Annotated in this window: 18 protein-coding genes and 1 pseudogene; 6 read left to right on the top strand and 13 right to left on the bottom strand. The window is 64.9% G+C overall.

The window, feature by feature from the left end; all coding sequences use genetic code 11:
* Nucleotide 1 precedes the first annotated feature (1 nt).
* The 5 genes from V9L18_RS08365 to V9L18_RS08345 form a co-directional block, all read right to left on the bottom strand.
* Entirely contained in the window at nucleotides 2-2,080 is a 2,079-nt protein-coding gene (locus tag V9L18_RS08365; protein WP_337346723.1) for a putative bifunctional diguanylate cyclase/phosphodiesterase, read from the bottom strand.
* 287 nt (nucleotides 2,081-2,367) lie between these two features.
* Entirely contained in the window at nucleotides 2,368-2,634 is a 267-nt protein-coding gene (locus V9L18_RS08360) for a GlsB/YeaQ/YmgE family stress response membrane protein (protein WP_337346722.1), read from the bottom strand.
* A 216-nt stretch (nucleotides 2,635-2,850) separates the two neighbouring features.
* Nucleotides 2,851-4,047, bottom strand: a complete 1,197-nt coding sequence (locus V9L18_RS08355; RefSeq protein ID WP_337346721.1) for a glycosyltransferase family 4 protein — start codon at nucleotides 4,045-4,047, stop codon at nucleotides 2,851-2,853.
* 122 nt (nucleotides 4,048-4,169) lie between these two features.
* On the bottom strand, nucleotides 4,170-5,051 hold the full coding sequence (locus V9L18_RS08350; protein ID WP_337346720.1) for an HNH endonuclease: 882 nt from the start codon (nucleotides 5,049-5,051) through the stop codon (nucleotides 4,170-4,172).
* Between the two features lie 284 nt (nucleotides 5,052-5,335).
* Complete coding sequence (locus V9L18_RS08345) at nucleotides 5,336-6,301, bottom strand: hypothetical protein (protein ID WP_337346719.1); 966 nt, start codon at nucleotides 6,299-6,301, stop codon at nucleotides 5,336-5,338.
* Nucleotides 6,302-6,569: 268 nt separating this feature from the next.
* Here V9L18_RS08345 and V9L18_RS08340 point away from each other — a divergent pair, with 268 nt between their 5' ends.
* Nucleotides 6,570-7,403, top strand: coding sequence for a PRC and DUF2382 domain-containing protein (locus tag V9L18_RS08340; RefSeq protein WP_337346718.1), 834 nt, complete (start codon nucleotides 6,570-6,572; stop codon nucleotides 7,401-7,403).
* Between the two features lie 277 nt (nucleotides 7,404-7,680).
* On the opposite strand, the gene V9L18_RS08335 is transcribed toward V9L18_RS08340, so the two are convergent.
* Nucleotides 7,681-8,142, bottom strand: coding sequence for a DUF4383 domain-containing protein (locus V9L18_RS08335; RefSeq protein WP_337346717.1), 462 nt, complete (start codon nucleotides 8,140-8,142; stop codon nucleotides 7,681-7,683).
* 189 nt (nucleotides 8,143-8,331) lie between these two features.
* On the opposite strand from V9L18_RS08335, the gene V9L18_RS08330 reads away from it, so the two are divergent.
* Nucleotides 8,332-9,642, top strand: a complete 1,311-nt coding sequence (locus V9L18_RS08330; RefSeq protein WP_337346716.1) for a cell division protein PerM — start codon at nucleotides 8,332-8,334, stop codon at nucleotides 9,640-9,642.
* A 12-nt stretch (nucleotides 9,643-9,654) separates the two neighbouring features.
* Here the strand turns inward: V9L18_RS08330 and V9L18_RS08325 are convergent, their stop codons facing one another.
* The gene (locus V9L18_RS08325; protein WP_337346715.1) at nucleotides 9,655-10,083 is read right to left on the bottom strand and encodes a hypothetical protein; all 429 of its coding nucleotides are present in this window, start codon (nucleotides 10,081-10,083) and stop codon (nucleotides 9,655-9,657) included.
* Nucleotides 10,084-10,122: 39 nt separating this feature from the next.
* Here V9L18_RS08325 and purN point away from each other — a divergent pair, with 39 nt between their 5' ends.
* Together purN and V9L18_RS08315 are read left to right on the top strand one after the other, a co-directional pair.
* Entirely contained in the window at nucleotides 10,123-10,695 is a 573-nt protein-coding gene (purN, locus tag V9L18_RS08320; protein WP_337346714.1) for a phosphoribosylglycinamide formyltransferase, read from the top strand.
* A gap of 171 nt (nucleotides 10,696-10,866) precedes the next feature.
* Nucleotides 10,867-11,802: a hypothetical protein gene (locus tag V9L18_RS08315; protein WP_337346713.1), complete on the top strand. Its 936-nt coding sequence runs from the start codon at nucleotides 10,867-10,869 to the stop codon at nucleotides 11,800-11,802.
* Between the two features lie 70 nt (nucleotides 11,803-11,872).
* On the opposite strand, the gene V9L18_RS08310 is transcribed toward V9L18_RS08315, so the two are convergent.
* Entirely contained in the window at nucleotides 11,873-13,225 is a 1,353-nt protein-coding gene (locus tag V9L18_RS08310; protein ID WP_337346712.1) for an MFS transporter, read from the bottom strand.
* Between the two features lie 142 nt (nucleotides 13,226-13,367).
* Between V9L18_RS08310 and purH the strand changes: the two genes are divergently transcribed.
* Complete coding sequence (gene purH, locus V9L18_RS08305; RefSeq protein WP_337346711.1) at nucleotides 13,368-15,038, top strand: bifunctional phosphoribosylaminoimidazolecarboxamide formyltransferase/IMP cyclohydrolase; 1,671 nt, start codon at nucleotides 13,368-13,370, stop codon at nucleotides 15,036-15,038.
* Between the two features lie 302 nt (nucleotides 15,039-15,340).
* Here purH and V9L18_RS08300 read toward each other — a convergent pair whose 3' ends face one another.
* Both V9L18_RS08300 and V9L18_RS08295 read right to left on the bottom strand, forming a co-directional pair.
* Nucleotides 15,341-16,303, bottom strand: coding sequence for a trypsin-like serine peptidase (locus tag V9L18_RS08300; protein ID WP_337346710.1), 963 nt, complete (start codon nucleotides 16,301-16,303; stop codon nucleotides 15,341-15,343).
* A gap of 256 nt (nucleotides 16,304-16,559) precedes the next feature.
* Nucleotides 16,560-16,721, bottom strand: coding sequence for a hypothetical protein (locus V9L18_RS08295; RefSeq protein WP_337346709.1), 162 nt, complete (start codon nucleotides 16,719-16,721; stop codon nucleotides 16,560-16,562).
* Between the two features lie 315 nt (nucleotides 16,722-17,036).
* On the opposite strand from V9L18_RS08295, the gene V9L18_RS08290 reads away from it, so the two are divergent.
* The gene (locus V9L18_RS08290) at nucleotides 17,037-19,256 is read left to right on the top strand and encodes an NADP-dependent isocitrate dehydrogenase (RefSeq protein WP_337346708.1); all 2,220 of its coding nucleotides are present in this window, start codon (nucleotides 17,037-17,039) and stop codon (nucleotides 19,254-19,256) included.
* Nucleotides 19,257-19,313: 57 nt separating this feature from the next.
* On the opposite strand, the gene V9L18_RS08285 is transcribed toward V9L18_RS08290, so the two are convergent.
* The 3 genes and pseudogenes from V9L18_RS08285 to V9L18_RS08275 form a co-directional block, all read right to left on the bottom strand.
* Entirely contained in the window at nucleotides 19,314-19,814 is a 501-nt protein-coding gene (locus V9L18_RS08285) for a hypothetical protein (protein WP_337346707.1), read from the bottom strand.
* Complete coding sequence (locus V9L18_RS08280) at nucleotides 19,811-21,019, bottom strand: serine/threonine-protein kinase (protein WP_337346706.1); 1,209 nt, start codon at nucleotides 21,017-21,019, stop codon at nucleotides 19,811-19,813. The genes V9L18_RS08285 and V9L18_RS08280 overlap by 4 nt, the downstream gene beginning before the upstream one ends.
* 250 nt (nucleotides 21,020-21,269) lie before the next feature.
* A pseudogene (locus tag V9L18_RS08275) lies at nucleotides 21,270-22,056 on the bottom strand (hypothetical protein); the annotation flags it as partial.

Raw genomic sequence — 22,056 nt, 5'->3', positions numbered from 1 at the left:
TTCAGGAGCGGTCCGTGCGGGCATCGAGCGCATCGATTGCCTGTTTGGCCTGCCGAACGGCCAGCTCCAGCCGGCTCCCATTTTCCGGCAGTGAGAACAGGTAGCCCTGCAGCGAATCGCACTCCAGCGCCGTCAGGTAGTCGGCCTGCGTCGCCGTCTCCACACCCTCGGCGGTGACGGTCAGGCCCAGGCTGTGGGCCATATTGATCATCGAGCTGAGGATGGGCAGCCGTTCCTCGCCGGTCCGTACCATGGACACAAAGGTCCGGTCGATTTTGACGGTGTCGACGGGGAGTTCCTGCAGCCGGCCCAGCGAGGAGTAGCCGGTGCCGAAGTCATCCAGTGCCACCCGAACGCCGGCCTCGCGCAGGCTGCTCAGCTGCCTGATCAGGCTTTGGTCGGCGTCGAAAAATACACTCTCGGTCACTTCCAGGACCAGCTGGTAGGCGCCCACACCGGCGGCCTCGGTGAGGCGGAGGACGCCGTCGGCAAAGTGGGCGTCCTGCAGCTGCACTCCGGAAACGTTCACCGCGAGCGAGCGTGTGGGGTCCTCGCTCAGCCACGACGCCAGCTGCACCAGGCCGAGCGCCATCACTTCCTCACCGATCTCGCTGATCAGCCCACTGCGTTCCGCCAAGGGGATAAAGACCGACGGCGGGACGCGCTCGCCGCCGCGGTCCCACCTGGCCAGCGCCTCGAACTGCACTACCTGCCCCATCCGCGGGGACACGATGGGCTGGAAGGCGACGGAGATTTCGCCGCGCGGCACGGCCAACTGGAGCCCGGCCTCCATGTCCGTGCGCTGCACGAGGGCTGTCATCATCTCGGGGTGGAACCGCAGGAAACGGTTCTTGCCCGCGGCCTTGGCCGCATACATGGCAATGTCGGCCTGGCGGAGCAGTTCGGACGGGCCAATGGCATCCGCGCTGGCCGATGCCAGCCCAAGGCTCAGGCTGGGGCGGAACACGGTGCCGCTGATGGTTACGGGAACGTGCAGGCACCTGACGATGCAAGCCGCGATGGCATCGGCGTCGGGGCAGGCGGTCAGCAGCACCACGAACTCGTCCCCGCCCAGCCTGGCCACCACATCCGCGGTGGGGACACAGCCACGGAGCCTGCGGGCCACTTCCACCAACATGTCGTCGCCGGCCTGATGGCCCAGGATGTCGTTGACTTCCTTGAAATCGTCCAGGTCGATCAGGAGCACGTCCACGGTCTTGAGGCGGGGTTCGCGCAGGGCTGTGGCCACTCCATCGTTGAAGACTGCCCGGTTGGCCAGCCCGGTCAAGGGATCCTGGAAGGCCAGCGCCCGGAGTTTCTCGGCCTGGGCGGCGAGGTCCAGCATGGCCTGCTGTGCCTGTTCCTGGGCTTTCCGGCGCGGGGTGACGTCGCGGAAGCTCCACACCCTGCCGACGATCTTTTCGCCCACGCGCCTCGGTCGGGAGTATCGTTCAAAGGTCCGGCCGTCCTTGAAATCCAGCACGTCATGGCTTTCCGTATCCGGGCTGGACGCTACTTCGTTGAGCCGCGCGATGAAAGCCTCAGGATCCTCAATCTGGGAGACGATCAGCCGCATGACGGGCTCTTCACTTTCGCCTTCCAGAAGCTCGGGCGAGATGCCCCACATCTTCAGAAACTGGTCATTGAACCCGGCCACACTGCCGTCCGAGCTGATCACCAGGATGCCGTCCGCGGTGGATTCGAGGGTTGCCGTCAGCAGCGACATGGCTTCGCGCAGGTCTGCGTCAGCAGCCTTCCGGTGGGAGGTGCTGCGGATCGACACCAGCAGTTGGGGGCCATCGTCGGTTTCCAGCAAGGCGCCGGCCATCTCGGCTGCGAACTCGGTGCCGTCACTGTGAAGGCCAAAAACTTCACGTGGCGGGATCGGCTCCAGGTCCCTGAGGCGCCGGAAGATCTGCTCGATCTCGTTCCGGAAGCCCTCCGACAGCAAGGTCCGGTGGTCACTCCCCACGAGCTCATCGGCCGCGACGCCGAACAGCCGGGACGCTGCGGCGTTGGCGATCCGGATGCTGCCGTCTTTGGCTATCGCCAGTAGGGCATCGGGACTGGCCTCGAACATGGCGTGGCTCCCCGTGGGGTCACCAGCAACGCGCGGCGAACCGCCCGCCTGGGAAGTCCCCGGCGCGGCAGCGTCATCGCCAAAAGCTCCTACCGGCAAATCTTCGCTGTGCCGTCCCGAACCCCCCATGACCCAATCACCCCCACGCACATCATAAAGTGCGAATCCGGGATATCAATGCGGCAGGTGGAATCGGTTTCCTGTTCTGTGCGCAATATGGCGGGCATGGCAAAGGCGCCGTCCCCTGTCCGGGGGAGCGGCGCCTTTTCGCCTCAAGGACGTACGTGTCAGACGCGGCTGCCGCGCCTTGTGACTGCGCCGTAGATGAGCAGGACAATGATGGAGCCCAGGATGGCCAGCAGCCAGGTGCGCAGGTCGAAGAATTCGGCCAGTCCGCCCCCAAAGATCAGGGAGCCGATCCAGCCGCCCAGGATAGCGCCGACCACACCCAGGACGAGGGTGATGAGCCAGCCTCCTCCTTGCCTGCCGGGCAGGATTGCCTTGGCAATCGCTCCAGCTATCAGGCCCAAAATGAGAAATCCAAGAATTCCCATGATCACACTTCCTTGTCGATTTAATTGGTGCCGACGCCTCACCCCGTGATCCAATTCAATCAGTGTGCTTACTACTCCGCAAGGACTCCCCGATATCAAAAAGGCGACAATTAGCCCGTTGGCGCCCCAGTTTGCGGGACTATTGGCCCCGGCGGGGCGCGAAAAGCCCGAAATCGCGCGGCGGCTGGCCCGCGAATCCTTCAATAGTTACGCATTTTAGGTCAGGGCCGCGCTCTGACTTGCAGGCTCGGCCAAAGGAACCCGTGGGCGTGGGCCCTGCGCAAGCATCGGCTCACCACTGATCACTGAGCGATAATGCCGTACCAGTTCAGCGCTGAGCGCAGGCCACGTCCGGTCCTGGACCGAGGCATGGGCCGCCTCTGCGAACGCGCGGCGCTTGGCGTCATCGCCAATCAGGTCCATGACATGTCCGCGCAGTCCAGCCAAATCACCGGGCTGGTACAGCCACCCGGTGCGGGAGTTCTCCACCAGGTCCAGGGGACCGCCGCGTCCGGTGGCAACCACGGGAACGCCCGATGCCATGGCCTCCTGGATGGTTTGGCAGAACGTCTCAAACTCACCGGGATGGACAAAAAGATCGAAGGAGGCCACCGCGCGTGCAAGCTGTTCGCCGCCGAGGAATCCTGTGAACGTGGCGTTCGGCAGGGCTTCCTCGAGGGTTGCCCGCTGCGGGCCGTCGCCCACGATCACCAGCTTTGTATTGGGCACATTGGCCAGCGCGGCCAGGTCCTCGACCTGCTTCTCGATGGCCAGCCGGCCCACATACCCGATGATCCGCTCACCGCCGGGCGCCACGGTAGCCCGCCACCTGTCGTCGCGCTTTCCAGGCGAAAACCGGGCCGTGTCCACACCGCGCCGCCACATGTCCACGCGCGGAATGCCGCGGCCGCGGAGCTGGTTCAGGGCGAAGGTGGACGGGACCAGCGTCCGGGTGGCCAGCAGGTGGATGTTCTCCACCCGGTTCCAGGCCCAGTTCTCCAGGAACGGCACCCCGTACCGGGCGGCGTAACTGGGGACTTCGGTCTGGTAGATGGCGACGGTGGGGATGCCCAGCTGGTGCGCCGCCTGCACCGCGCGCCAGCCCAGGACAAAGGGTGATGCCAGGTGGACGACGTCGGGTGCGTAGTCGGCAAGGATTCGCTTGACCCGGTACACACCGCCCATCGCCACGCGCACATTGGTGTACCCGGCCAGCGGCACTGAGGGAAGCCGGTGCACCAATGCACCGTTCACAGCCTCTGGGACCGCGGTGTCCCTGGTGTCCAGTGTTGAGGGGGCAATCACCAGGACCTCGTGGCCCCGTTCCTCCAGGTGCTCCAGCACCCGCAGGATGGAGTGGGTCACCCCGTTCATCAGTGGCAGGAATGATTCAGCGACAATTGCGATCCTCACCCCTCCACGGTGGGTGCCCGGGCTGACGGTCCGGGGTCGCGGGAGTAGAGCGCAGGGAAAGCTTGGGTTAACAGATCAGAGGCGCCTGGTGGCACCGGGCGCACGGCCAGGGCCCGGGATCTTTATTCAGCCTGTTGGCCAAGGATCTCGCGGGCAATCCGCTGGGCCTCAAGCTCTTCGGGGCCAACGGTGTTTCCCCGCAGGTATCCGGCGCTGGCGATGATGTGCCGCAGCTCAGCTTCTGTCCTCGGTGAGCCGACGCCGTGGTGGGCCATGGCATGGCAGTTGGCGCACAGCGGAACGAGGTCCGTGAGCGGGTCCAGCACGTAGTCGTTCCCCAGTTGGGAAGCGGGTACCACGTGGTGGACCTGGATGAAGTCCGCGCCAATTTCGCCGTAGGCCATCTCGAAGGAGAACCCGCAGGCCGCGCAGTTGATGCCACGATGCGCGATGCAGGCCCGCCGTGCCTCGGGGTCGCGTTCGTGCCGGTTGACCGCGACGCGTGCGACAGCATTGTCGGGGTAGGTGCCGGGAACAGGTTGTGTCGCGTCAGTTCCCTGCGACGGGCCGTAGCTGGTCCAGACGGCCCGGATGGCCGCAGCATCGCCGGGCCCGAGTTCCAGGCCGGCGACGTCGGCGGTATCCCACGCGACATCGGGCATCACCTCCCGGAGAAGTCCTGCAGGAACCTGGTCGCCGAGGGGCAGCAGCGCGTCGAAGGCAACCTGCACCGTAAATCCGGGATGGTCCGGGGCGGCGTCGGGTTCGGGCGGCCCTGGTTCTTCCAGGGGCTCCCGCTGCTGGGACAGCACCACGCCGTGACCGATCAGCCCGGGAGCGTGGTCTCCCACGACGAGCAGCCACACGTCGGTGCCGGTGGCAAAGCCGCGGCGCACGCTCCAGGGCTCAAGGTGCAGCCCTGTATCGGCGACTTGTTCAACAACCGCCGCGTAGTTCCAGCGGTTCCAGCGGACCGGGTCCCAGCCCAGGATGATGGTGCTCATGCGCCCATTGTTCCAGTGCCCGGCCTGTGGAGCGGCTGGAATGCTCCATTAGTCCTGCGGCTCGTGTTCGGTGGGGCGGCCCCCAGCACCGCCCCACCCAACATGGCCCTTAGCCGAGCTTGCGCATCGGGTCTGGCCAGTTGCCCACAGTCGAGATGATGCAGGCGCGGTTGATCACAGTGATGGTGATGGACATGACGGTGTCTCCTGACTGAATGTGGTTTCCGCGCACCGATGGTGGGCGGTGGTCATGTTCTGCCGCGAAATGGGCAGGGGTGACCTGTTCAGTCGGGTGAGGACCCCGGATCGAAGGAAGGGCCGGCCGGCAACGTCTCGGCGCCGGACATCTTTGGTCCGTTTACGGCAGCGGGGAGTGCTGTCCAGGACCCACCAAGGTCGGCCGCGCCGTCGGCGCCTCCGGCCGACCCGGAGCTGGCCGTCCCCGCTGCATTAACCGCGGCCGGCAGATCAAGCCTGCCGGGAATGTGGTCCCGGTCTTCCGGCCCGGAAGGGCTGGCCGTTGCCGCGGCAGGCGAGGCCACTCCGGGGCGGTCCTGGGCGGGGGTGAACCCGAAGCCCAAGGTATTGGATTCGACGGCGACATTCGCCGGTTCCGTTGGTGTCGCGATGATGTTGGCAGCCGCCGAGCCCTGGGTGCCAACGCCATCAGCCGCGACAGCGTCCGACGCCGGGAGGCTGGGAGCCGCGGTGGGCGCACGGCCGGGTGCCGGCGTCGGGAGCGGTGGCGGGCTGGGCAACGGAGCTATCCCTGGAACGGGCGCCAGGTCCGGGAGCGGCAAAGGCAGGGGCGCGGGCAGGGGTTCCGGCAGCAGCGGCGGCAACTGGTCGGGCAAAGGCAGGACGTCGGTCAGGGGAAGCGGAAGGGGCGCCTGCACCAGGGGCAACTCTGGAAGCGAGGGCGCGAGGTCGGTGACTGTATCGACAGTGCCGGAGACCACCGGCAGGGCGGGTGCGGCCAACGGAGTGACGACGCCTGTTGCTGAATTCGTGACCGAGGTTGCGGTGGCCTCTGCAAGTTCGCCGGCGCTGACAACGGGGGGAGGCTCAATGGCCGGGAGCGGCTCGGCAAGAGGGGACGCCGCGGGCTTAAGGAGATCCCCGGCGTCCGGGGCGAGGCTGGATGCGGTGGCTGCTCCGGCTCCCCACACAAGCCAAGCCACCGCGGCAAGGAGGGCAAGCAGAAGGGGCCGGACGGCGGAGCGGCATCGGGCTTTCGGTGTCGCTCCCATCCCATCCCCCCTCTCGATGTGGACAACAGGCTACGCCGAGTGGCGCCGTCCGTCGACCCCCTAAATGCCCCTTCTTAGCGGTCCCGCAAAGAAGGGGAGGAAAAAATACTAAGTAGGCTTTTCTTTCGATGATAAGCATGCTTATCGTATAGGGGCAGTTATAGCGGAAACCTCAAGAAGATGGGGCGGATGCCAGCCTTTCCGGACACCGATGTAGTTCGGGTTGGTGGATCAACCGCAAGCCAGGAAACCATCCAAAGGAGAAGTCATGCTCACGAGGGAAAACATCGAAAACCTGCTCAATCGGGGTGGAAACGTCATCGGAGCCGACGGCGAGAAGATCGGCTCGATCGGCCAGTTGTACGCCGACGACGACACGGGCGAGCCCACCTGGGTCACCGTCAAGACCGGGCTCTTCGGCACACACGAGTCGTTCGTTCCGGTGGAAGGCGCCCGGGCCGAAGGCGATGACCTCGTGGTCCCGTACACGAAAGACCATGTTAAAGGCGCCCCGCGGGTGGATACGGACGGGCACCTTGAACCCGAGGAAGAGGACCGTCTCTACGCCCACTACGAACGCGAGGCCCGAACATACTCCGAGACGCGCTCCGATACCGACAGGGACACCGACTATGCAGGCGATGCCGACCTGAATGCGGGCACCCGGGCTGCCGGCGCCGTCGGCCACGACACGTCGGGTCCCACGACGGACGACGCCATGACCCGCTCCGAAGAGCGCCTGCGCGTCGGCACAGAGCGGCAGGCCGCAGGCCGCGTCCGGCTTCGGAAGTACGTCACCACGGAGAATGTCACCAAGACTGTGCCCGTGCAGCGCGAGGAAGTCCGCTTGGAGCGCGAGCCGATCACGGAAGCCAACCGTGGAGCGGCCATGTCCGGTCCGGACATCAGTGAAGAGGAACACGAGGTGACCCTCCACGAGGAACGCCCCGTGGTCGAGAAGGAAACCGTTCCGGTGGAGCGGGTACGCCTCGACAAGGACGTGGTCACGGATGACGTCACGGTCCATGACGAAGTCCGCAAGGAGCGCATCGAGACGGACGGTCTTGAGGGCAAGCGCGACATCGACGACATGCGCCGCTGACGCACCTCCGGGGGCCGTCGGCTGACAGCCGCTGACTTCCGGGTGTCTCGTGCACGGTCGACGCCGGGAGCCGCCGTGAGCGGCCCCGGCGTCTTCGTGCCGCCGTCGTGATTGCCGTTACTTGCCGTTACTTGCCGCAGAAATTTTAGGAGGCACAAGGAAAGCCGGTGCAGCTGTCCGCGTCACCGCGCCAACTGCACCAGCCCTTAGGACGAATATTCAGAATTTATTGAACTAACCTCATACGCGGCTCCTATTTCCCGGGTTCGGTTCCGGGTTACCTTCTGTCGCTGGCCATGTTGCGGGACAACAGCCAGCCACCAGCAATCATCGCAACGCCCAGCACCAGGTGCGCCCAGTTGTCAGCCATGTTGAACGACAGGAAATTGGCTGCCGAATCAACACCCACACTGAGCCCAAAAATGGCAAGGACGATGTACAGCGCGCCGGCGCCCAAGAGGAAATTACGCGCGCCATGTTCGGTCCGGGACATCGCCCAGCCCGTTGCGCCGATGGCCAGTTGCACAATATTGAGCAGCATGGACACCTGGAACAAACCAAGGAACATGGCGTGGGAATCAGGCCCAAGGAACATCAATTCGCTGTACTGCGTGGTGACGCCCGGGACAAAGCCCAGGATGCCCACCACGACCAAGAGAATACCTACACCCATGCCGGCATTCTGGACGTCTGCGCGCCCGAAATGAACGCCGTGTGCATGTGGGGATGCGGTAGTCATTTTTCTGCCTCCAACCACTGATTGCGGACATTCCAATTTTACGGCTGACGTGTGAAAAAAGCGCTGTAGGGCCATGGCGCGGGCCAACTGGCGCACTGCAGCTACGAACTCTGGTGAGCCGGGTCTCGTAGGCGCGTTAAGCCTGTCGCAGACCCGTGGGAAGGCCGCTCCGTGACACCATGGAACACGATGAAACTGCGCGCTGATCAGACCGGAGACCGAGGCCTTCCCATGCCCTTATGGCTGCAGGGGGCGCTTGAAACGGCGCAGGCAGCCATCATTTCGGCCCTCGTGGTGATCGCGCCGATCATCGCCGTCTGGGCTACCGCCGGTTTCCAGAACGCCGAGTTCGACGTCCTGGCCAGGCTTGCGGGCCAGGCGTGGCTGCTGATCCACGGCGTTCCCCTGGTACTGGCCGACGTCGGGTCTGGCGCGGCCGGCAGCGCAGGGTCCGGCATGCTGACCCTGGTTCCCCTCGGACTGACACTGATCCCGTTCCTGCTCGCGTGGCGGGCAGGACGGCGGCTGGCGCGCGCTTCGTACACTGACCAGCTATGGCAGGCCCTGCTGGGGTCCTGGATGGTCTATGCCGCCTTCGGCGCGGCCACCGGATTCGTGTGCCGTACCGCCGACGTCGTCATCAACCTCTGGTACGCCATGCTGGTCCCGCTGATCCCTTACGCACTGGGGATGGTGGTGGGTGCCCGGCGCGAGGCAGGGTCGTGGAGCCGGCTGATCGGTGTGGACGCCGTGGCCTGGATCTCCCGCACCAGCCAGCATTCCCGCTGGGCTGGTTCCTATCTGGCCTCCGCAGCCAAGGCCGGATTCGTGGCGTTGGCATCGGCGCTGGCGCTCGCGTGCGTGTTACTTGCTACGGACCTGTTTATTCATTGGAACCTGGTGGTGGCGGTCTATGAAGCGCTCGACGCCGGCGCCCTGGGAGGTGCGGCGCTGACCATCGCGCAACTCGGGTACCTCCCCAACCTCGCCGTCTTTGCCCTCGCCTGGACATCCGGAGCCGGGTTTGCCATGGGCGTTGGTTCGCAGGTGGGCCCGCTCGGAACCGCCACCGGGCCCCTGCCGTCCATTCCCGTCTTCGCTGCCATCCCTGCAGGTTCGCTGGACTACGGGTTTGTGGCGCTGGTGGTGCCGGTTCTGGCGGGCTCGCTGGCGGGCTGGTGGTTCCTGCGCGAAGGGGAGAACCACTTCGACGAGTGGCTTTCCATCAAGATCCACGCCCGCTGGTTCACAGCGACCGTGTCGACGCTGGCGCTCGGCGTGCTGGTCGGTGTAGTCGCCGGGTTGCTGTCCGCGGCACTGGCCTGGCTGGCACGCGGCTCAGCCGGCCTGGGACGCCTAACGGATATCGGGCCGGACCCGCTGTGGACCGCAGCCTGGGTGGCCGCTGAGGTGGGCATCGGCGTCGTGATCGGGTACGCGGCAGGCCCGTGGTTGGAACGCCAGCAGCAGGTGGAAGAGGAAGCGGAGCTGGCGCTCTAGCTGCCGGCGGCGTCAGGGCAGGCGCGGCAGCGAGTTCTCCATCTGTACCCTGCAGGAGGACATCGCCTGGTCCGTGATGGCCTGTCGGATGCACTGCTGGTAATCGCGGAACTCATCGAAGAACACGGACGCTGCCAGGATGACCACCACCATGACCAGGGAAACCACCAGCCCGGAGATGGTGCCGACCAGCACTAGCTTGGACTCCTTGAGCCGGACCGCGCGGATCAGCAGCAGAATGCCCAGGACAAAGCTCGCTGCCGTCAGGATGCCGGTGAGCCAGAGGTAGCTGACGTCGAGCTGGAAGACGAAAAAGGCTCCCAGCACGGTGACGATGAACGCCCGGAACAGATTGTGCGTGGTGCTCAGCGAGCTCTTGGCTGCCTCGCTGAGCGGTGGTTTGGTCCGCTGCCGACCAGCGGGTTCCGGGAGGGAGTTCATGTTTTCAAGCCTACGCGAGCCTGCCCATAAGCTAGACCCATGCGCATCGTAGTCCTCGTATCCGGTACTGGCTCCAATCTCCAGGCAGTCATCGACGCCGTCAAATCCGGGGAGCTGGACGTGGAGATCGCTGCCGTGGGCTCCGACCGCGAGGGGACATACGGCGTCGAACGCGCTTCCGAGGCGGGACTGGAGACATTCGTGGTCAACTTCAACTCGTTCCCCACCCGCGCCGAATGGGATGAAGCGCTGACCGCGAGGGTGGCGTCCTACGCCCCGGACGTGGTGGTCTCCTCCGGCTTCATGCGCATTGTCAGCGCGGAGTTCATCGATGCATTCCACGGCAGGTACCTCAACACGCATCCGGCGCTGCTGCCTTCATTCCCGGGCGCCCACGGTGTCCGCGACGCCCTGGCCTACGGCGTGAAGGTCACCGGTTGCACGGTGCACTGGGCCGATGCAGGGGTGGACACAGGGCCCATCATTGCCCAGGAAGCTGTGACGGTCGAGGACTCCGACACCGAGGAATCCTTGCACGAACGCATCAAAGTGGTGGAGCGCCGCCTCCTGGTCTCCACGCTCGCAGCCCTCGCCGCGGCTCCTGTGTCCTAACCGCCTTCCCCGCCCCCGCCCCGACACCCCTCCCGTTACCCCACCCAACTAGGTAGCAGCTGATGTCGTTTTGGGCCTTCAAAACGACATCTGCTGCTACCTAGTTGGGCCAGTGGGGCGTACCTGTGGATAACTTATGCGGCCCGGCGCAAAATTTGCCACGATGGCCCCATGAAAACTCCGCAGCCACTGCCGGGACAGCTGCGTGCGGCGGCATTTACTTTCCAGGAAGCGGTCGACGCCGGTGCAACGGTTGCGCGTCTGCGGCACCGTTCGTTGGTCGTACCGAGCCGAGGGGTCAGGCAGCCAGCGCACCACACGTTCGCCGAACAAGCGTCGGTAGTCCGGCCGCTGACTTTGGTCACGGAATTCTCGGCTGCTTCCCATGCGACGGCGTTCAATTTGTGGGAGTTTCCGGGCTTCCTTCCGGGCGCGGACGAATCCCTCACCCACATCTCCAGGCCGGACAACTTGGCCATGCCCCGCCGGACCGGAGTCCGGGGGCATCGAGGCCAGTTCTTTGCCGATGAAATCGTCAGACACAACGGCCTCCTGATCACCTCGCGAACCAGGACCTGGCTGGACTGCTCCCGAAAGATGAGCATCGAGGAACTGACCGTTGTTGCCGATCACTTGCTGAGGATTCCGAGGCCGGACTTCGAAGCGAGATCGGAACCGTTCGCAACGCGCGAGGACCTTGCTGACATGCTCGACCGGCACAAGGGGACACCCGGTATCCAGAAAGCACGGGTTGCCCTGGACCTGGCGCGCGTGGGCTCGGATTCCGCCCCGGAAACGAGGCTTCGGCTGGAACTCGTGTATGCCGGCCTGCCCGAAGCTCAACTGAACGTGCCCACAGCCCTGAGCGCCGGCGTCGTGCGTGAACCGGACCTGGCCTATCCGGAACAAAAGGTGGCCGTGGAGTACGACGGCGAAGTCCATTCCGAGGCGGCGCAGATCGTCCGGGACATCGCAAGGGAGGAAGATTTTGTGCGGGCCGGCTGGTTGCTGGTCCGAATTTCCAAACGCCACATGCTGAATGATGCCAGGGCCGCCGTCGCCAAAGTCCGCTCAGCGCTTACGAGCCGCGGCTGGTCACCCAAGTAGGTAGCAGCAGATGTCGTTTTGAGCCCCCAAAACGACATCTGCTGCTACTTAGTTGGGGAGGGGGGAGGATTTACTCGAGGCGGCGCTGTTTGGTCTCCGGGGAGAAGAACGCCATCCACAGCACGGCCACCAGGACCAGCCCGCCGGCAAGTGCGAAGGAGGTGGCAAGGCCCAGCTCCGGCCAGAAATAGTTCGCGAAAATGAGCGGGCCGAAGCCTGCGCCCAACCTGGAGAAGGTCGACGCCCAGCCGAACCCGGTGCCGCGTAGCTCCGTCGGGTAGAGCTCGGAAACGTAGGCGTAGAGCACCGGGATGGCCACCTGGACCACGAAGCCGAACACCAGCAGCCAGAACACCGCGGCCGTGGGGATGTCCACCACAATCGCCACGATCACCAGGGTCAGGGCTGAAAGCGGCCCTGTGATTGCCAGGATCCACTTGCGGCCCACCCGTTCCACCAGCAGCGCGGCTACGATCACACCCAGAAGTCCGACGGCGGCCATGGACGCCGTGGTCACGAACGCCTTGTACTCAGCGAAGCCGGCACCGATGAGGATCCGCGGCATCCACGTCAGCGACAGGTAATACACCAGCAGGATGCTGAAGAACAGGGCCCAGGCCGTGGCCGTGATCTTCCAGTTGAACTGCCACACCAGCCGCAACTGATGCCAGGCGCTGCCGGCGGAAAGACGCGGAACTTCCTGGGCATCGGGCAGGCTGTAGGCGCGGGGTTCGGCACCGGTTGCGGCCACCAGGCCGTCGATGACCTTCGCGGCTTCCTCGCGCCGTCCCTTGCGGATGAGGAACAGGGGGGATTCCGGGACGCTCCGGCGGACCCAGAACACCAGGAGCGCCGGCAACACCATGACCAGCATGGTCAGACGCCAATCGCCGAACACGGCCACCAGCGCCGCGGAGACAAAGCCTGCCAGGGCGGCGCCGACAGGCCACCAGCCGTCCATGGCAGTGAGGACCTTCCCACGCTGTTTCCGCGGAGTGAACTCACCCACCAGCGCGTAGTCCACCGGGATACAGCCACCCAGTCCAAAGCCGGCCATGAAGCGGAAAACGCAGAACCAAACGAAGTCGGGGGAGAAAGCACCGAGGACCGTGAAAAGCGAGAAGATCAGCAGCGTGGCTGTGAAGGCCTTCTTGCGCCCGATGGTGTCCGCTATGGTGCCCCACACAAAGGCACCCAGCGCCATCCCGATCAGGTTCGCCGTACCCACCCACGCAACCTCGCCCGGGGCCAGGGCCCAGTGCGTGGACAGCAGGGGAATGAGGATGCCGTTCAGCGTCACGTCCCAGGCATCGAACATGAAACCCAGCCCCCCGATGAGGAAAATCCGCCCCTGGACCTTCCACCGCCACGGCAGTTCCTGGACCACCTGTTCGCCGCTGGGCACAGTGGTGTAAGTATTCATTTTGGCCTCCTGTGAAAACTCTATCCGTGCCCACAGACCTTCACACTCCGCCGGGCAAACGGGGGGAAGTCCGGCAACGCGATAAACTGGCCGTATCCCCACCAACCGCGGCACTGTTCCGCGAGATAAGACGGAGACTTTTGTGAGCTTCACGCAGCTTGACCGTGTTCCCATCCGCCGGGCCCTCATCTCGGTATACGACAAGACCGGTCTGGAGGAGCTCGCCAAGGGCCTGCACGCAGCGGGCGTGAAGATCGTATCCACCGGCTCCACGGCCAAGAAGATCGCCGAGGCCGGCATCCCGGTCCAGGAAGTCGAGGAAGTCACCGGCTCCCCGGAGATGCTTGACGGCCGCGTCAAGACCCTGCACCCCCGCGTGCACGGCGGCATCCTGGCCGACCGTCGCGTCCCGGCACACATGGAAACCCTCGCCGGCATGGAGATCGAAACCTTCGACCTCGTGGTAGTGAACCTCTACCCGTTCGTGGAAACCGTCAAGTCCGGTGCCGCGCAGGACGACGTCGTCGAACAGATCGACATCGGCGGGCCCGCCATGGTGCGCTCCGCTGCGAAGAACCACGCCGCCGTCGCCATTGTTGTTGACCCCGGTTTCTACGGAGAAGTGGTCACAGCCGCGGCCGAGGGCGGCTTTGACCTAAAAACGCGACGCCGGCTCGCAGCCAAGGCTTTCGCCCACACCGCCACGTACGACAACGCCGTGGCCACGTGGACCGCCAGCCAGTTCCTGGACGAGGACGGCGACGGCGTCATCGACTGGCCTGCCTACGCAGGCGTTGCGCTGGAGCGCTCAGAGGTCCTCCGCTACGGCGAAAATCCCCACCAGCAGGCCGCACTGTACGTTGATAAGGCCGCTCCCGCAGGTATTGCGCAGGCGGATCAGCTGCACGGCAAGGCGATGAGCTACAACAACTTCGTCGACGCCGATGCCGCCCTCCGCGCTGCATTCGACTTCGCCGAGCCGGCTGTCGCCGTTATCAAGCACGCCAACCCGTGCGGTGTGGCCGTCGGTGCAGCCGATGCTGAAGACCCGATTGCCGACGCCCACGCCAAGGCCCACGCCTGCGATCCCGTCTCGGCCTTCGGTGGTGTCATTGCCGCCAACCGCACGGTCTCCGCCGGCATGGCCCGCACCGTGGCCAACATCTTCACCGAGGTGGTCATCGCGCCGGCTTTCGAGCCGGAAGCTGTGGAGATCCTGTCCAAGAAGAAGAACATCCGCCTCCTCGCCCTGCCCGAAGGCTACGGCCGCTACCCGGCGGAAATGCGTCAGGTTTCCGGTGGTGTCCTGGTGCAGATGTCGGACAAGGTGGACGCCGACGGCGACAACCCCGCCAACTGGACCCTCGCTGCCGGTGACGCCGCAGATGAGAAGACTCTGGCAGACCTCGCCTTCGCCTGGACCGCCTGCCGCGCTGCCAAGTCGAATGCCATCCTGATCGCCGCGGACGGTGCAGCCGTGGGTATCGGGATGGGCCAGGTCAACCGCCTGGACTCCTGCCGCCTCGCCGTCGAGCGTGCCAACACTCTGGGCGTGAAAGTGGAGTCCGACGTCGAAGGTGCCGGCGGTGCCTCGAACGCCGCCGCGAGCGGCGCACCAGAGCGGGCCCGCGGCGCAGTGGCTGCCTCGGACGCGTTCTTCCCGTTCGCCGACGGCCTGCAGATCCTGATCGACGCCGGCGTCCGCGCCGTGGTCCAGCCGGGCGGTTCCGTCCGGGACGAGGAAGTCATCGCCGCCGCCAACGCGGCCGGCATCACCATGTACTTCACGGGTGCCCGCCACTTCTTCCACTAGGCCCCACCGGCACCCTCGCCCCGCAGGCTCGGCCACGGAACCCTGCCGGCGTGGCCCAGTTAAAGCCCGACGGCGTCCGTCCCCTTTGAGGGGGACGGACGCCGTCGGGCTTTAACTGCTAGTCATCATCACCGCATGAGGATCCGCGCCCCGCTGCTTGAGGCGCGGACCCCTCCTCCGGAAGCCGGAGCTCCCGGGGCCTGGCTTCCGCCATCCGCTCATCCGTCCAGTACTCGAGGATCTCCTCGTGCGACTGATCCGTTTTGCTGTGGCTAACGGTGTCCTCCTGTGGCGAGGATTCCTTAGGAGGCGGCCGCACTCGTGTAGGTCTGCTGGATGACGGTGCCCCAGTAAGGGCCGTACATGACCGGTGACCGGCTGTAACCGTAGCTGTTGATGGAGTTCTGGAGGCCGCCTGCGTTGCTTCCGATGAACCATGGACCGCCCGAGGATCCGCCGGTCATGTCGCAGCTGATGCCCTGGGTGAGGAACTGCGGGTTGTTGGGATCGTTGGACGCCGGGCCGTAGCAGCTCTTGAGGCTCTCACCGTTGAAGGGTGAAGCGGCGGGGTATCCGTATGCCTTGTAGGTCAGGCCTCGGGCAGCGTTGAATTCGACGCCGGATTCGTTCACGACGTCTGACAGGAAGTTGCCATTGAGGGTGTTCATGACAGCGAACCCGGTGTCGTACTGCATGTTGCCGTCGTTGCTCCACTGTGCGGGGGCGTAGAGGGCCTTTGCGGTCCACTTGCCGTAGGGGGCGGCACCGTTCAGGTAGGCGGGAACGAAGATGAAGTTCGTGGCGAATGCTCCCGGCCCCTCGTTGAGGCAGTGGCCGGCGGTGGAAACGGTGCTCTTGTTGTTCGAGACCACGGCATTGCCGGAGCAGACATAGTTGCTCCCGGCGAGGGTGAAGAAGACCTTGCCAATATGGTCCACGGGGTTTTCGCTGACGGCGATGGTGGTCTTGCCCTTGCCAGCCTGGATCTTGGTGTTGTTGCCTTTCTCCACGGGCGCGGCGCTGGTGTTGCCCCGTTCCAGTGCCTTGCCCGCCAGGACATCGCCGGGAATGGCGTTGCGCATGCGGTCGGCGGTCCAGTAATCTGCGGCTCCCGTGCTGTCCACGACGGCGCTGGTGACGGAGGGTTGCTCCTTGTCACTGGATGCGGAGGGTGTTGCCGTCGCTCCGCCGGCCGTGGTCAACGCCAGCAGTGCGGCTGCGGAAAGGCTCAGAAAGCTGGTAGCCAGAGACCTCGTACGTGTCATGGTTGTCCTGTCTAAACGGGTGGGGGAGGGCTCCAGTCAAGCCCGCCGAGTGACCTACCGAATTTATCCGCATATGACAAGTTTGTAAATAGTAGTGACGTCTCATGTATGGTGCGGTCCCTGACCTGCGTGAAAGCCGCAGCACTCCCACAAACATTCCGCATAATGTTCTGAAACCACGTTCCAGCTCTGGCGGTAACTCCTAGCAGCGGAGTAATTTGAGCCACAGCATTGGCTGTCCGACTGGGCTCCGGACCTAATAGAGATTGGGGTCCTCGTCATGTTTTCCTTCCGCAAGTCCGGCAAGAAACCCGCCCTCAACGGCCGCCATTTCTCGGCTGCCGAGACGCAGCCGGCGGCTGTTGACCTTGCAGCTCAGGCGGAAACCTTCCAACTCCGTGACGTTGACCCGGTCCACACCTTCACCTCAACGGAGGAATTGCGCGGCCGGAATGCCAAGTATGTGCAGGTCTGGCCCAGTGATGTTCCCCACAGGCGGCGCTGACTGCTCCCACGCCGTCACCGGCGACTCCCGCAACCAAAGCGCGACGACGGCCTGCCCGCCTGGGCGTGCGACCGCCGTCGTGCGTTTTCCAACGCTGTAATCCGGCAGTAATGGAGCGGCGCCAAAGCTCGCGGGTAGGGTTCAAAGCCGCGTCCTCGGGTAAGTTAACCATGGTGAAATAGACCGGATTTGAAAAAAATCAGCCGACCTTCAGGGAGACGCCCGCGCATGTCCAAGATTATCTATACCCACACCGACGAAGCGCCGATGCTGGCTACCTATTCGTTTTTGCCGATCATCGAGGCGTTTGCTTCGACCGCAGGTGTGGAGGTGGAGACCCGTGACATTTCGCTCGCAGGCCGCATCATCTCCGTGTTCGGTGACTACCTCACCCCGGAACAGCAGATCGGTGACGCCCTTGCTGAACTGGGTGCACTGGCAAAGACGCCCGAAGCCAACATCATCAAGCTGCCCAACATCAGCGCTTCCATCCCGCAGCTGAAGGCCGCCATCGCCGAGCTCCAGGGCCAGGGCTACAACCTGCCGGATTACCCGGACAACCCTTCCTCGGACGAGGAAACGGCCATCCGCTCCCGCTACGACAAGATCAAGGGCTCCGCCGTGAACCCTGTCCTGCGCGAAGGCAACTCGGACCGTCGGGCGCCGCTGTCCGTCAAGAACTACGCCCGCCAGAACCCGCACTCCATGGGTGCGTGGTCCTCGGACTCCAAGACCAACGTGGCCACCATGGGCAAGGACGACTTCCGCTCCAACGAGAAGTCCGTGGTTATTGAGTCTGAGGGCACCGTCGCCATCCAGCTGGTTCGCGAAGACGGCTCGGTCAAGGTCCTGAAGAAGGCCTTCCCCGTTTTGGCCGGAGAAGTTATTGACGGCACGGTCATGCGCGCCGCCGCCTTGGACGAGTTCCTGGCAGCACAAGTGGCCCGTGCCAAGGAAGAGGGAGTCCTCTTCTCTGCACACCTGAAAGCCACCATGATGAAGGTCTCGGACCCCATCATCTTCGGCCACGTGGTGAAGGCATACTTCTCCGAGCTGTTCGACACTTATGGTAAGCAGCTCGCCGCCGCCGGCATCAGCCCCAACAATGGCCTCGCCGCCATCCTGAGCAGCCTCGAAGACCTGCCTGAAGACGTCCGTGAGGGCGTCCAGGCACTCATCAAGAAGGGCCTCGAAGAGGGTCCCGCCCTTGCGATGGTGGACTCGGACAAGGGCATCACCACCCTGAACGTCCCCTCCGATGTCATTGTGGACGCCTCCATGCCCGCCATGATCCGCAGCTCCGGCCACATGTGGGGTCCCGACGGCAAGGAAGCCGACACCCTGGCCGTACTGCCGGACAGCTCCTACGCCGGCATCTACCAGGTTGTTGTGGACGACTGCCGCGCCCACGGCGCCTACGACCCCACCACCATGGGCACCGTCCCGAACGTGGGCCTCATGGCCCAGGCCGCTGAGGAATACGGCAGCCACGACAAGACGTTCGAGATCCAGGAAGCCGGAACAGTGCAGATCGTTGACGCGTCCGGCGCCGTGCTGATCGAACACGAGGTAGCTCCGGGCGACATCTGGCGCGCATGCCAGACCAAGGATGCCCCCATCCGCGACTGGGTCAAACTGGCAGTTACCCGTGCCCGCGCGTCGAAGACGCCCGCAGTGTTCTGGCTGGACGAGACCCGCGCACACGACGCCAACCTCATCGCCAAGGTCAAGGAGTACCTCAAGGACCACGACACCGAAGGCCTGGACATCCAGATCATGTCTCCGGTGAAGGCCACGGCGTTCACCCTGGAGCGCATCCGCAAGGGCGAAGACACCATCTCCGTGTCCGGCAACGTGCTCCGGGACTACCTCACGGACCTGTTCCCGATCCTGGAACTGGGCACCAGCGCCAAGATGCTCTCCGTTGTCCCGCTGATGAACGGCGGCGGGCTCTTCGAGACCGGCGCTGGCGGATCCGCCCCCAAGCACGTCCAGCAGCTGCTCAAGGAAAACCACCTGCGCTGGGACAGCCTGGGTGAGTTCCTTGCCCTGGCCGTCAGCTTCGAGCATCTGGCCACCACCACGGACAACGCCCGCGCCCAGATCCTGGCTGACACCCTGGACAAGGCCACCGGCACGTTCCTGCTGGAGAACAAATCCCCGAGCCGCCGCGCCGGCGAGCTGGACAACCGCGGCAGCCACTACTTCCTCGCCCGTTACTGGGCCGAGGAACTGGCCAAGCAGACCGAGGACGCCGACCTCGCGGCATCGTTCTCCGCAGTGGCCAACGAGCTGTCCTCCAAGGAGGAGACCATCGTGGGTGAACTGGCTGCGGTCCAGGGCTCGCCGGTGGACATTGGGGGCTACTACCGTCCGGACGAGGCCAAGGCCTCCGCTGTCATGCGTCCGTCGGCCACGCTGAACCAAGTTATTGCGACCCTGAACTAGGTCCAAGCCAGACGAAACAAGAGGCGGTGCCCCGGGAAACCGGGGCACCGCCTCTTGTCAGTCGTCCTCCTTGCCCTTGCCTTTGCCGTCGTTGCCTTTGCCGTCGGCCGGCGCCGGTGCCGCGGGGGCAGGGGCTTCCTTTGCGGCTTGAGCAGCAGCTTCGGCTTCGGCCTGCACCTGTGCTGCGGCAGCTTCCGCTGCAGCCTTCGCCGCGGCGGCGTCGGCCACCGCTTTGGCTGCCGCAAGGTCAGCCCGGACAGCGGTGGCGGCGGTCATGATGCTCCGCCTGCGGTCTTCGGATACCTGTCCGTTCCCGACGGCGGAGGCTAGATCTGCCTCAAGACTGTCCAAAGCGGCAAGCCCGCTCGCCGGATCATTGCCCGCCGCGGCCTGGGTCACGCCAAGAACACGTTGCTGGAGCTGCCGGGCGGCGTCGGGCTGGAGGCCGCTATCCGCGGAGCCGCAACCCGCCAGGAATCCGGCGACTAGAAGCGCCGCCCCAGCGGCCACGGCCCGGGCGGCGGCTATGCGACGGTGTCCGTTAGGGGCAGGACTCATGGCTCGACGCTCTCCTGAAGCTGCTTGAGGTGGTCACCCAAGGTGCCGGTGACGGACGGGTACGGGACGACGTCGGGCGTTGGCTGTGGTGCCAGGCTGAACGTCAGTGCAGCTGCGATGGCTCCTATGGTGAGGATGCCCAGGACGAGCACGAGCCAGATTCGCTTTCCGGCGTGGCGAAGCCGGGAGAGTACCGGGACTCGGCCGCGCGCTTCTGAACCGCTGGACGCTGCCGCTTCGGCCATGTGCTCCTGGTAGCCGGGGAGCTTGGTTTCAGTGGTGATTGTCGGGGGCCTGAACGGCATGGCCGGAAGCACCCGCGTGGTTTCCGGTGCGAGCTCGCCAGGTGCGGAGACGGGGGATACGAGGGCCTGGCGTAGTGCCGTTTCCACATCCGCTGCTGTAGGGCGTTCCAACGGTTCGACAGCAGTCATCGAGCGGATGAGGTCAGCCCACTCTGCCGGCACGTCGTCCGGTATTTCCGGTGCACGATGAATCCTGGCCACAGCTGATTCGACGGCACTTCCCGGGTACTCTATGGTCTGCTTGATGCATTCCAGGAGGACAAGGCCCAGCGAGTAGATATCCGTTGCCGGTGACAGGGGAGCCCCCATGGCCTGCTCCGGACTGAGGTACGCGGCCGTGCCCACCAGGGTTCCGGTGGTGGTAAGCCGTGTTGAGTCCGCGATCCTGGCGATGCCAAAATCCGTCAGTTTGGGCCGCAGGGGTTCCCCCGGACGGATCTGCACCAACAGGATGTTGCCTGGTTTGATGTCGCGATGGATGATGCCCAGGCTGTGCACGTAGGCCAAGGCATCGGCGATTCCTGCACCAATGACGGCGAGCTCGTCCAGCGGAACTGCACTGTGCCTGATTCGGCTGCGAAGGTCTTGCCCGTCCACCAGCTCCATTGTCAGGAACGGCCGGGGCTCATCCGGGATGCGGGTATCGATTCCGGCGTCGAACAGTGTTACCAGGCTTGGATGGTTAAGGGTTGCCAGCAGCTGGATTTCGGCTTCCTGCCGCTTGAGTTCATCGGAGTCCGGGGCCTGCGGCGCGAAGAGCTTCAGTGCCACATCCCGGCCAAGGTGCTCGTCCCTGGCACAGTACACCGATGACATGCCGCCCCGGCCGATCACTTCTCCCAGGCGATACCGTCCGCCAACCACTTCATTCTTGATGGAGCTAGGCGAATCCGCCACCATGACCAGCTCCCTCCGGTGCGCTGCGGCACTATTGTTCCTAAATTATACCGGCCGGTAACGCCTCCTGAAGTGGTTATCGTGCGCGCCTGCGGTCCGGGTGCAGAGGCATGGAGGCCTTCGCACCCGGACCACTGGTCACAAGGACATATGCTATCTGGCTGGCGGCCACCTCCTTTCGCCGGCTGCCGCGAACGGCAGCGATTGTTGGTGCTTGTCGAGTTTCAGAACCTCTTGATCCACCTTCTGATTATTAGGACGTCTTGCGACGGCGGAACATCAGCAGGCCTGTAACCAGCAGGAGCAGGGCGACGGGGATCAGCGATGCATCGATTCCTGTCTTGGCCAGCGTGGCGGTGCCGCTCTGGCCTGTGGTGCTGCCCCTGGCGTTTCCCAGGGTGTTGGCCGCTGCGGATGCCGAGCCTGCAGTGGTGCCGGTGGTGCCCCCAGCCGGGACAACGGTGATTCCAGTGCTGTCAGAGCCGGTGGTACCGGTGGTAGTGCCGGTATTTCCGGTGGTGCCGGTGGTGCCGGTTCCCGGGGTATCGGTGCCGCCGGTAGTGCCCGTTCCGCCCGGCGTTCCCGTGCCCGGCGTTTCGGTTCCTGGGGTTTCAGTGCCGGGTGTTTCCGTACCGGGAGTGACACTGCCGTCCGTGGCGCCTCCGATGATGACGGATCCACCGACGCCGGCTGTCACGTCATCCAAAAGACCTGAGGTGTCCAGACCCAGGTCGACATCAACTGCGGCGTCCAGGCCACCACCGGTGGTGCCGGTTGTGCCGTCGGTGCCGAGGCCGAGGTTGATGTCGGCTGCGGCGGCCACATCGGCGGTGGTGTCGGTGCCGGTCAGGCTGCCGTTACCGAGGCCGAGGTTGATGTCGGCTGCGGCGGCCACATCGGCTGTGGTGTCGGTGCCGGTCAGGCTGCCGTTACCGAGGCCGAGTGCGACGTCGGCTGCGACGGCCACGTCGGCGGTGGTTCCGCCGTCGTTGGTGCCGCCGAGGACGCTGTTGCCGAGGCCGAGGCCGAGGTTGATGTCG

The sequence above is a fragment of the Pseudarthrobacter sp. CCNWLW217 genome (assembly GCF_037203985.1).
Taxonomy (GTDB): domain Bacteria; phylum Actinomycetota; class Actinomycetes; order Actinomycetales; family Micrococcaceae; genus Arthrobacter.
Note: the sequence above shows the minus strand (reverse complement) of the source record. Positions and strands in the feature narration are given on the sequence as shown.

Excerpts from the sequence above, each read along its gene's own strand:
- V9L18_RS08365 (WP_337346723.1), bottom strand. The coding sequence starts at position 2,080 with ATGTTCGAGGCCAGTCCCGATGCCCTACTGGCGATAGCCAAAGACGGC.
- V9L18_RS08360 (WP_337346722.1), bottom strand. The coding sequence starts at position 2,634 with ATGGGAATTCTTGGATTTCTCATTTTGGGCCTGATAGCTGGAGCGATT.
- V9L18_RS08350 (WP_337346720.1), bottom strand. The coding sequence starts at position 5,051 with ATGAGCACCATCATCCTGGGCTGGGACCCGGTCCGCTGGAACCGCTGG.
- V9L18_RS08345 (WP_337346719.1), bottom strand. The coding sequence starts at position 6,301 with ATGGGAGCGACACCGAAAGCCCGATGCCGCTCCGCCGTCCGGCCCCTT.
- V9L18_RS08340 (WP_337346718.1), top strand. The coding sequence starts at position 6,570 with ATGCTCACGAGGGAAAACATCGAAAACCTGCTCAATCGGGGTGGAAAC.
- V9L18_RS08335 (WP_337346717.1), bottom strand. The coding sequence starts at position 8,142 with ATGACTACCGCATCCCCACATGCACACGGCGTTCATTTCGGGCGCGCA.
- V9L18_RS08330 (WP_337346716.1), top strand. The coding sequence starts at position 8,332 with ATGAAACTGCGCGCTGATCAGACCGGAGACCGAGGCCTTCCCATGCCC.
- V9L18_RS08325 (WP_337346715.1), bottom strand. The coding sequence starts at position 10,083 with ATGAACTCCCTCCCGGAACCCGCTGGTCGGCAGCGGACCAAACCACCG.
- purN (WP_337346714.1), top strand. The coding sequence starts at position 10,123 with ATGCGCATCGTAGTCCTCGTATCCGGTACTGGCTCCAATCTCCAGGCA.
- V9L18_RS08315 (WP_337346713.1), top strand. The coding sequence starts at position 10,867 with ATGAAAACTCCGCAGCCACTGCCGGGACAGCTGCGTGCGGCGGCATTT.
- V9L18_RS08310 (WP_337346712.1), bottom strand. The coding sequence starts at position 13,225 with ATGAATACTTACACCACTGTGCCCAGCGGCGAACAGGTGGTCCAGGAA.
- V9L18_RS08300 (WP_337346710.1), bottom strand. The coding sequence starts at position 16,303 with ATGACACGTACGAGGTCTCTGGCTACCAGCTTTCTGAGCCTTTCCGCA.
- V9L18_RS08290 (WP_337346708.1), top strand. The coding sequence starts at position 17,037 with ATGTCCAAGATTATCTATACCCACACCGACGAAGCGCCGATGCTGGCT.
- V9L18_RS08285 (WP_337346707.1), bottom strand. The coding sequence starts at position 19,814 with ATGAGTCCTGCCCCTAACGGACACCGTCGCATAGCCGCCGCCCGGGCC.
- V9L18_RS08280 (WP_337346706.1), bottom strand. The coding sequence starts at position 21,019 with ATGGTGGCGGATTCGCCTAGCTCCATCAAGAATGAAGTGGTTGGCGGA.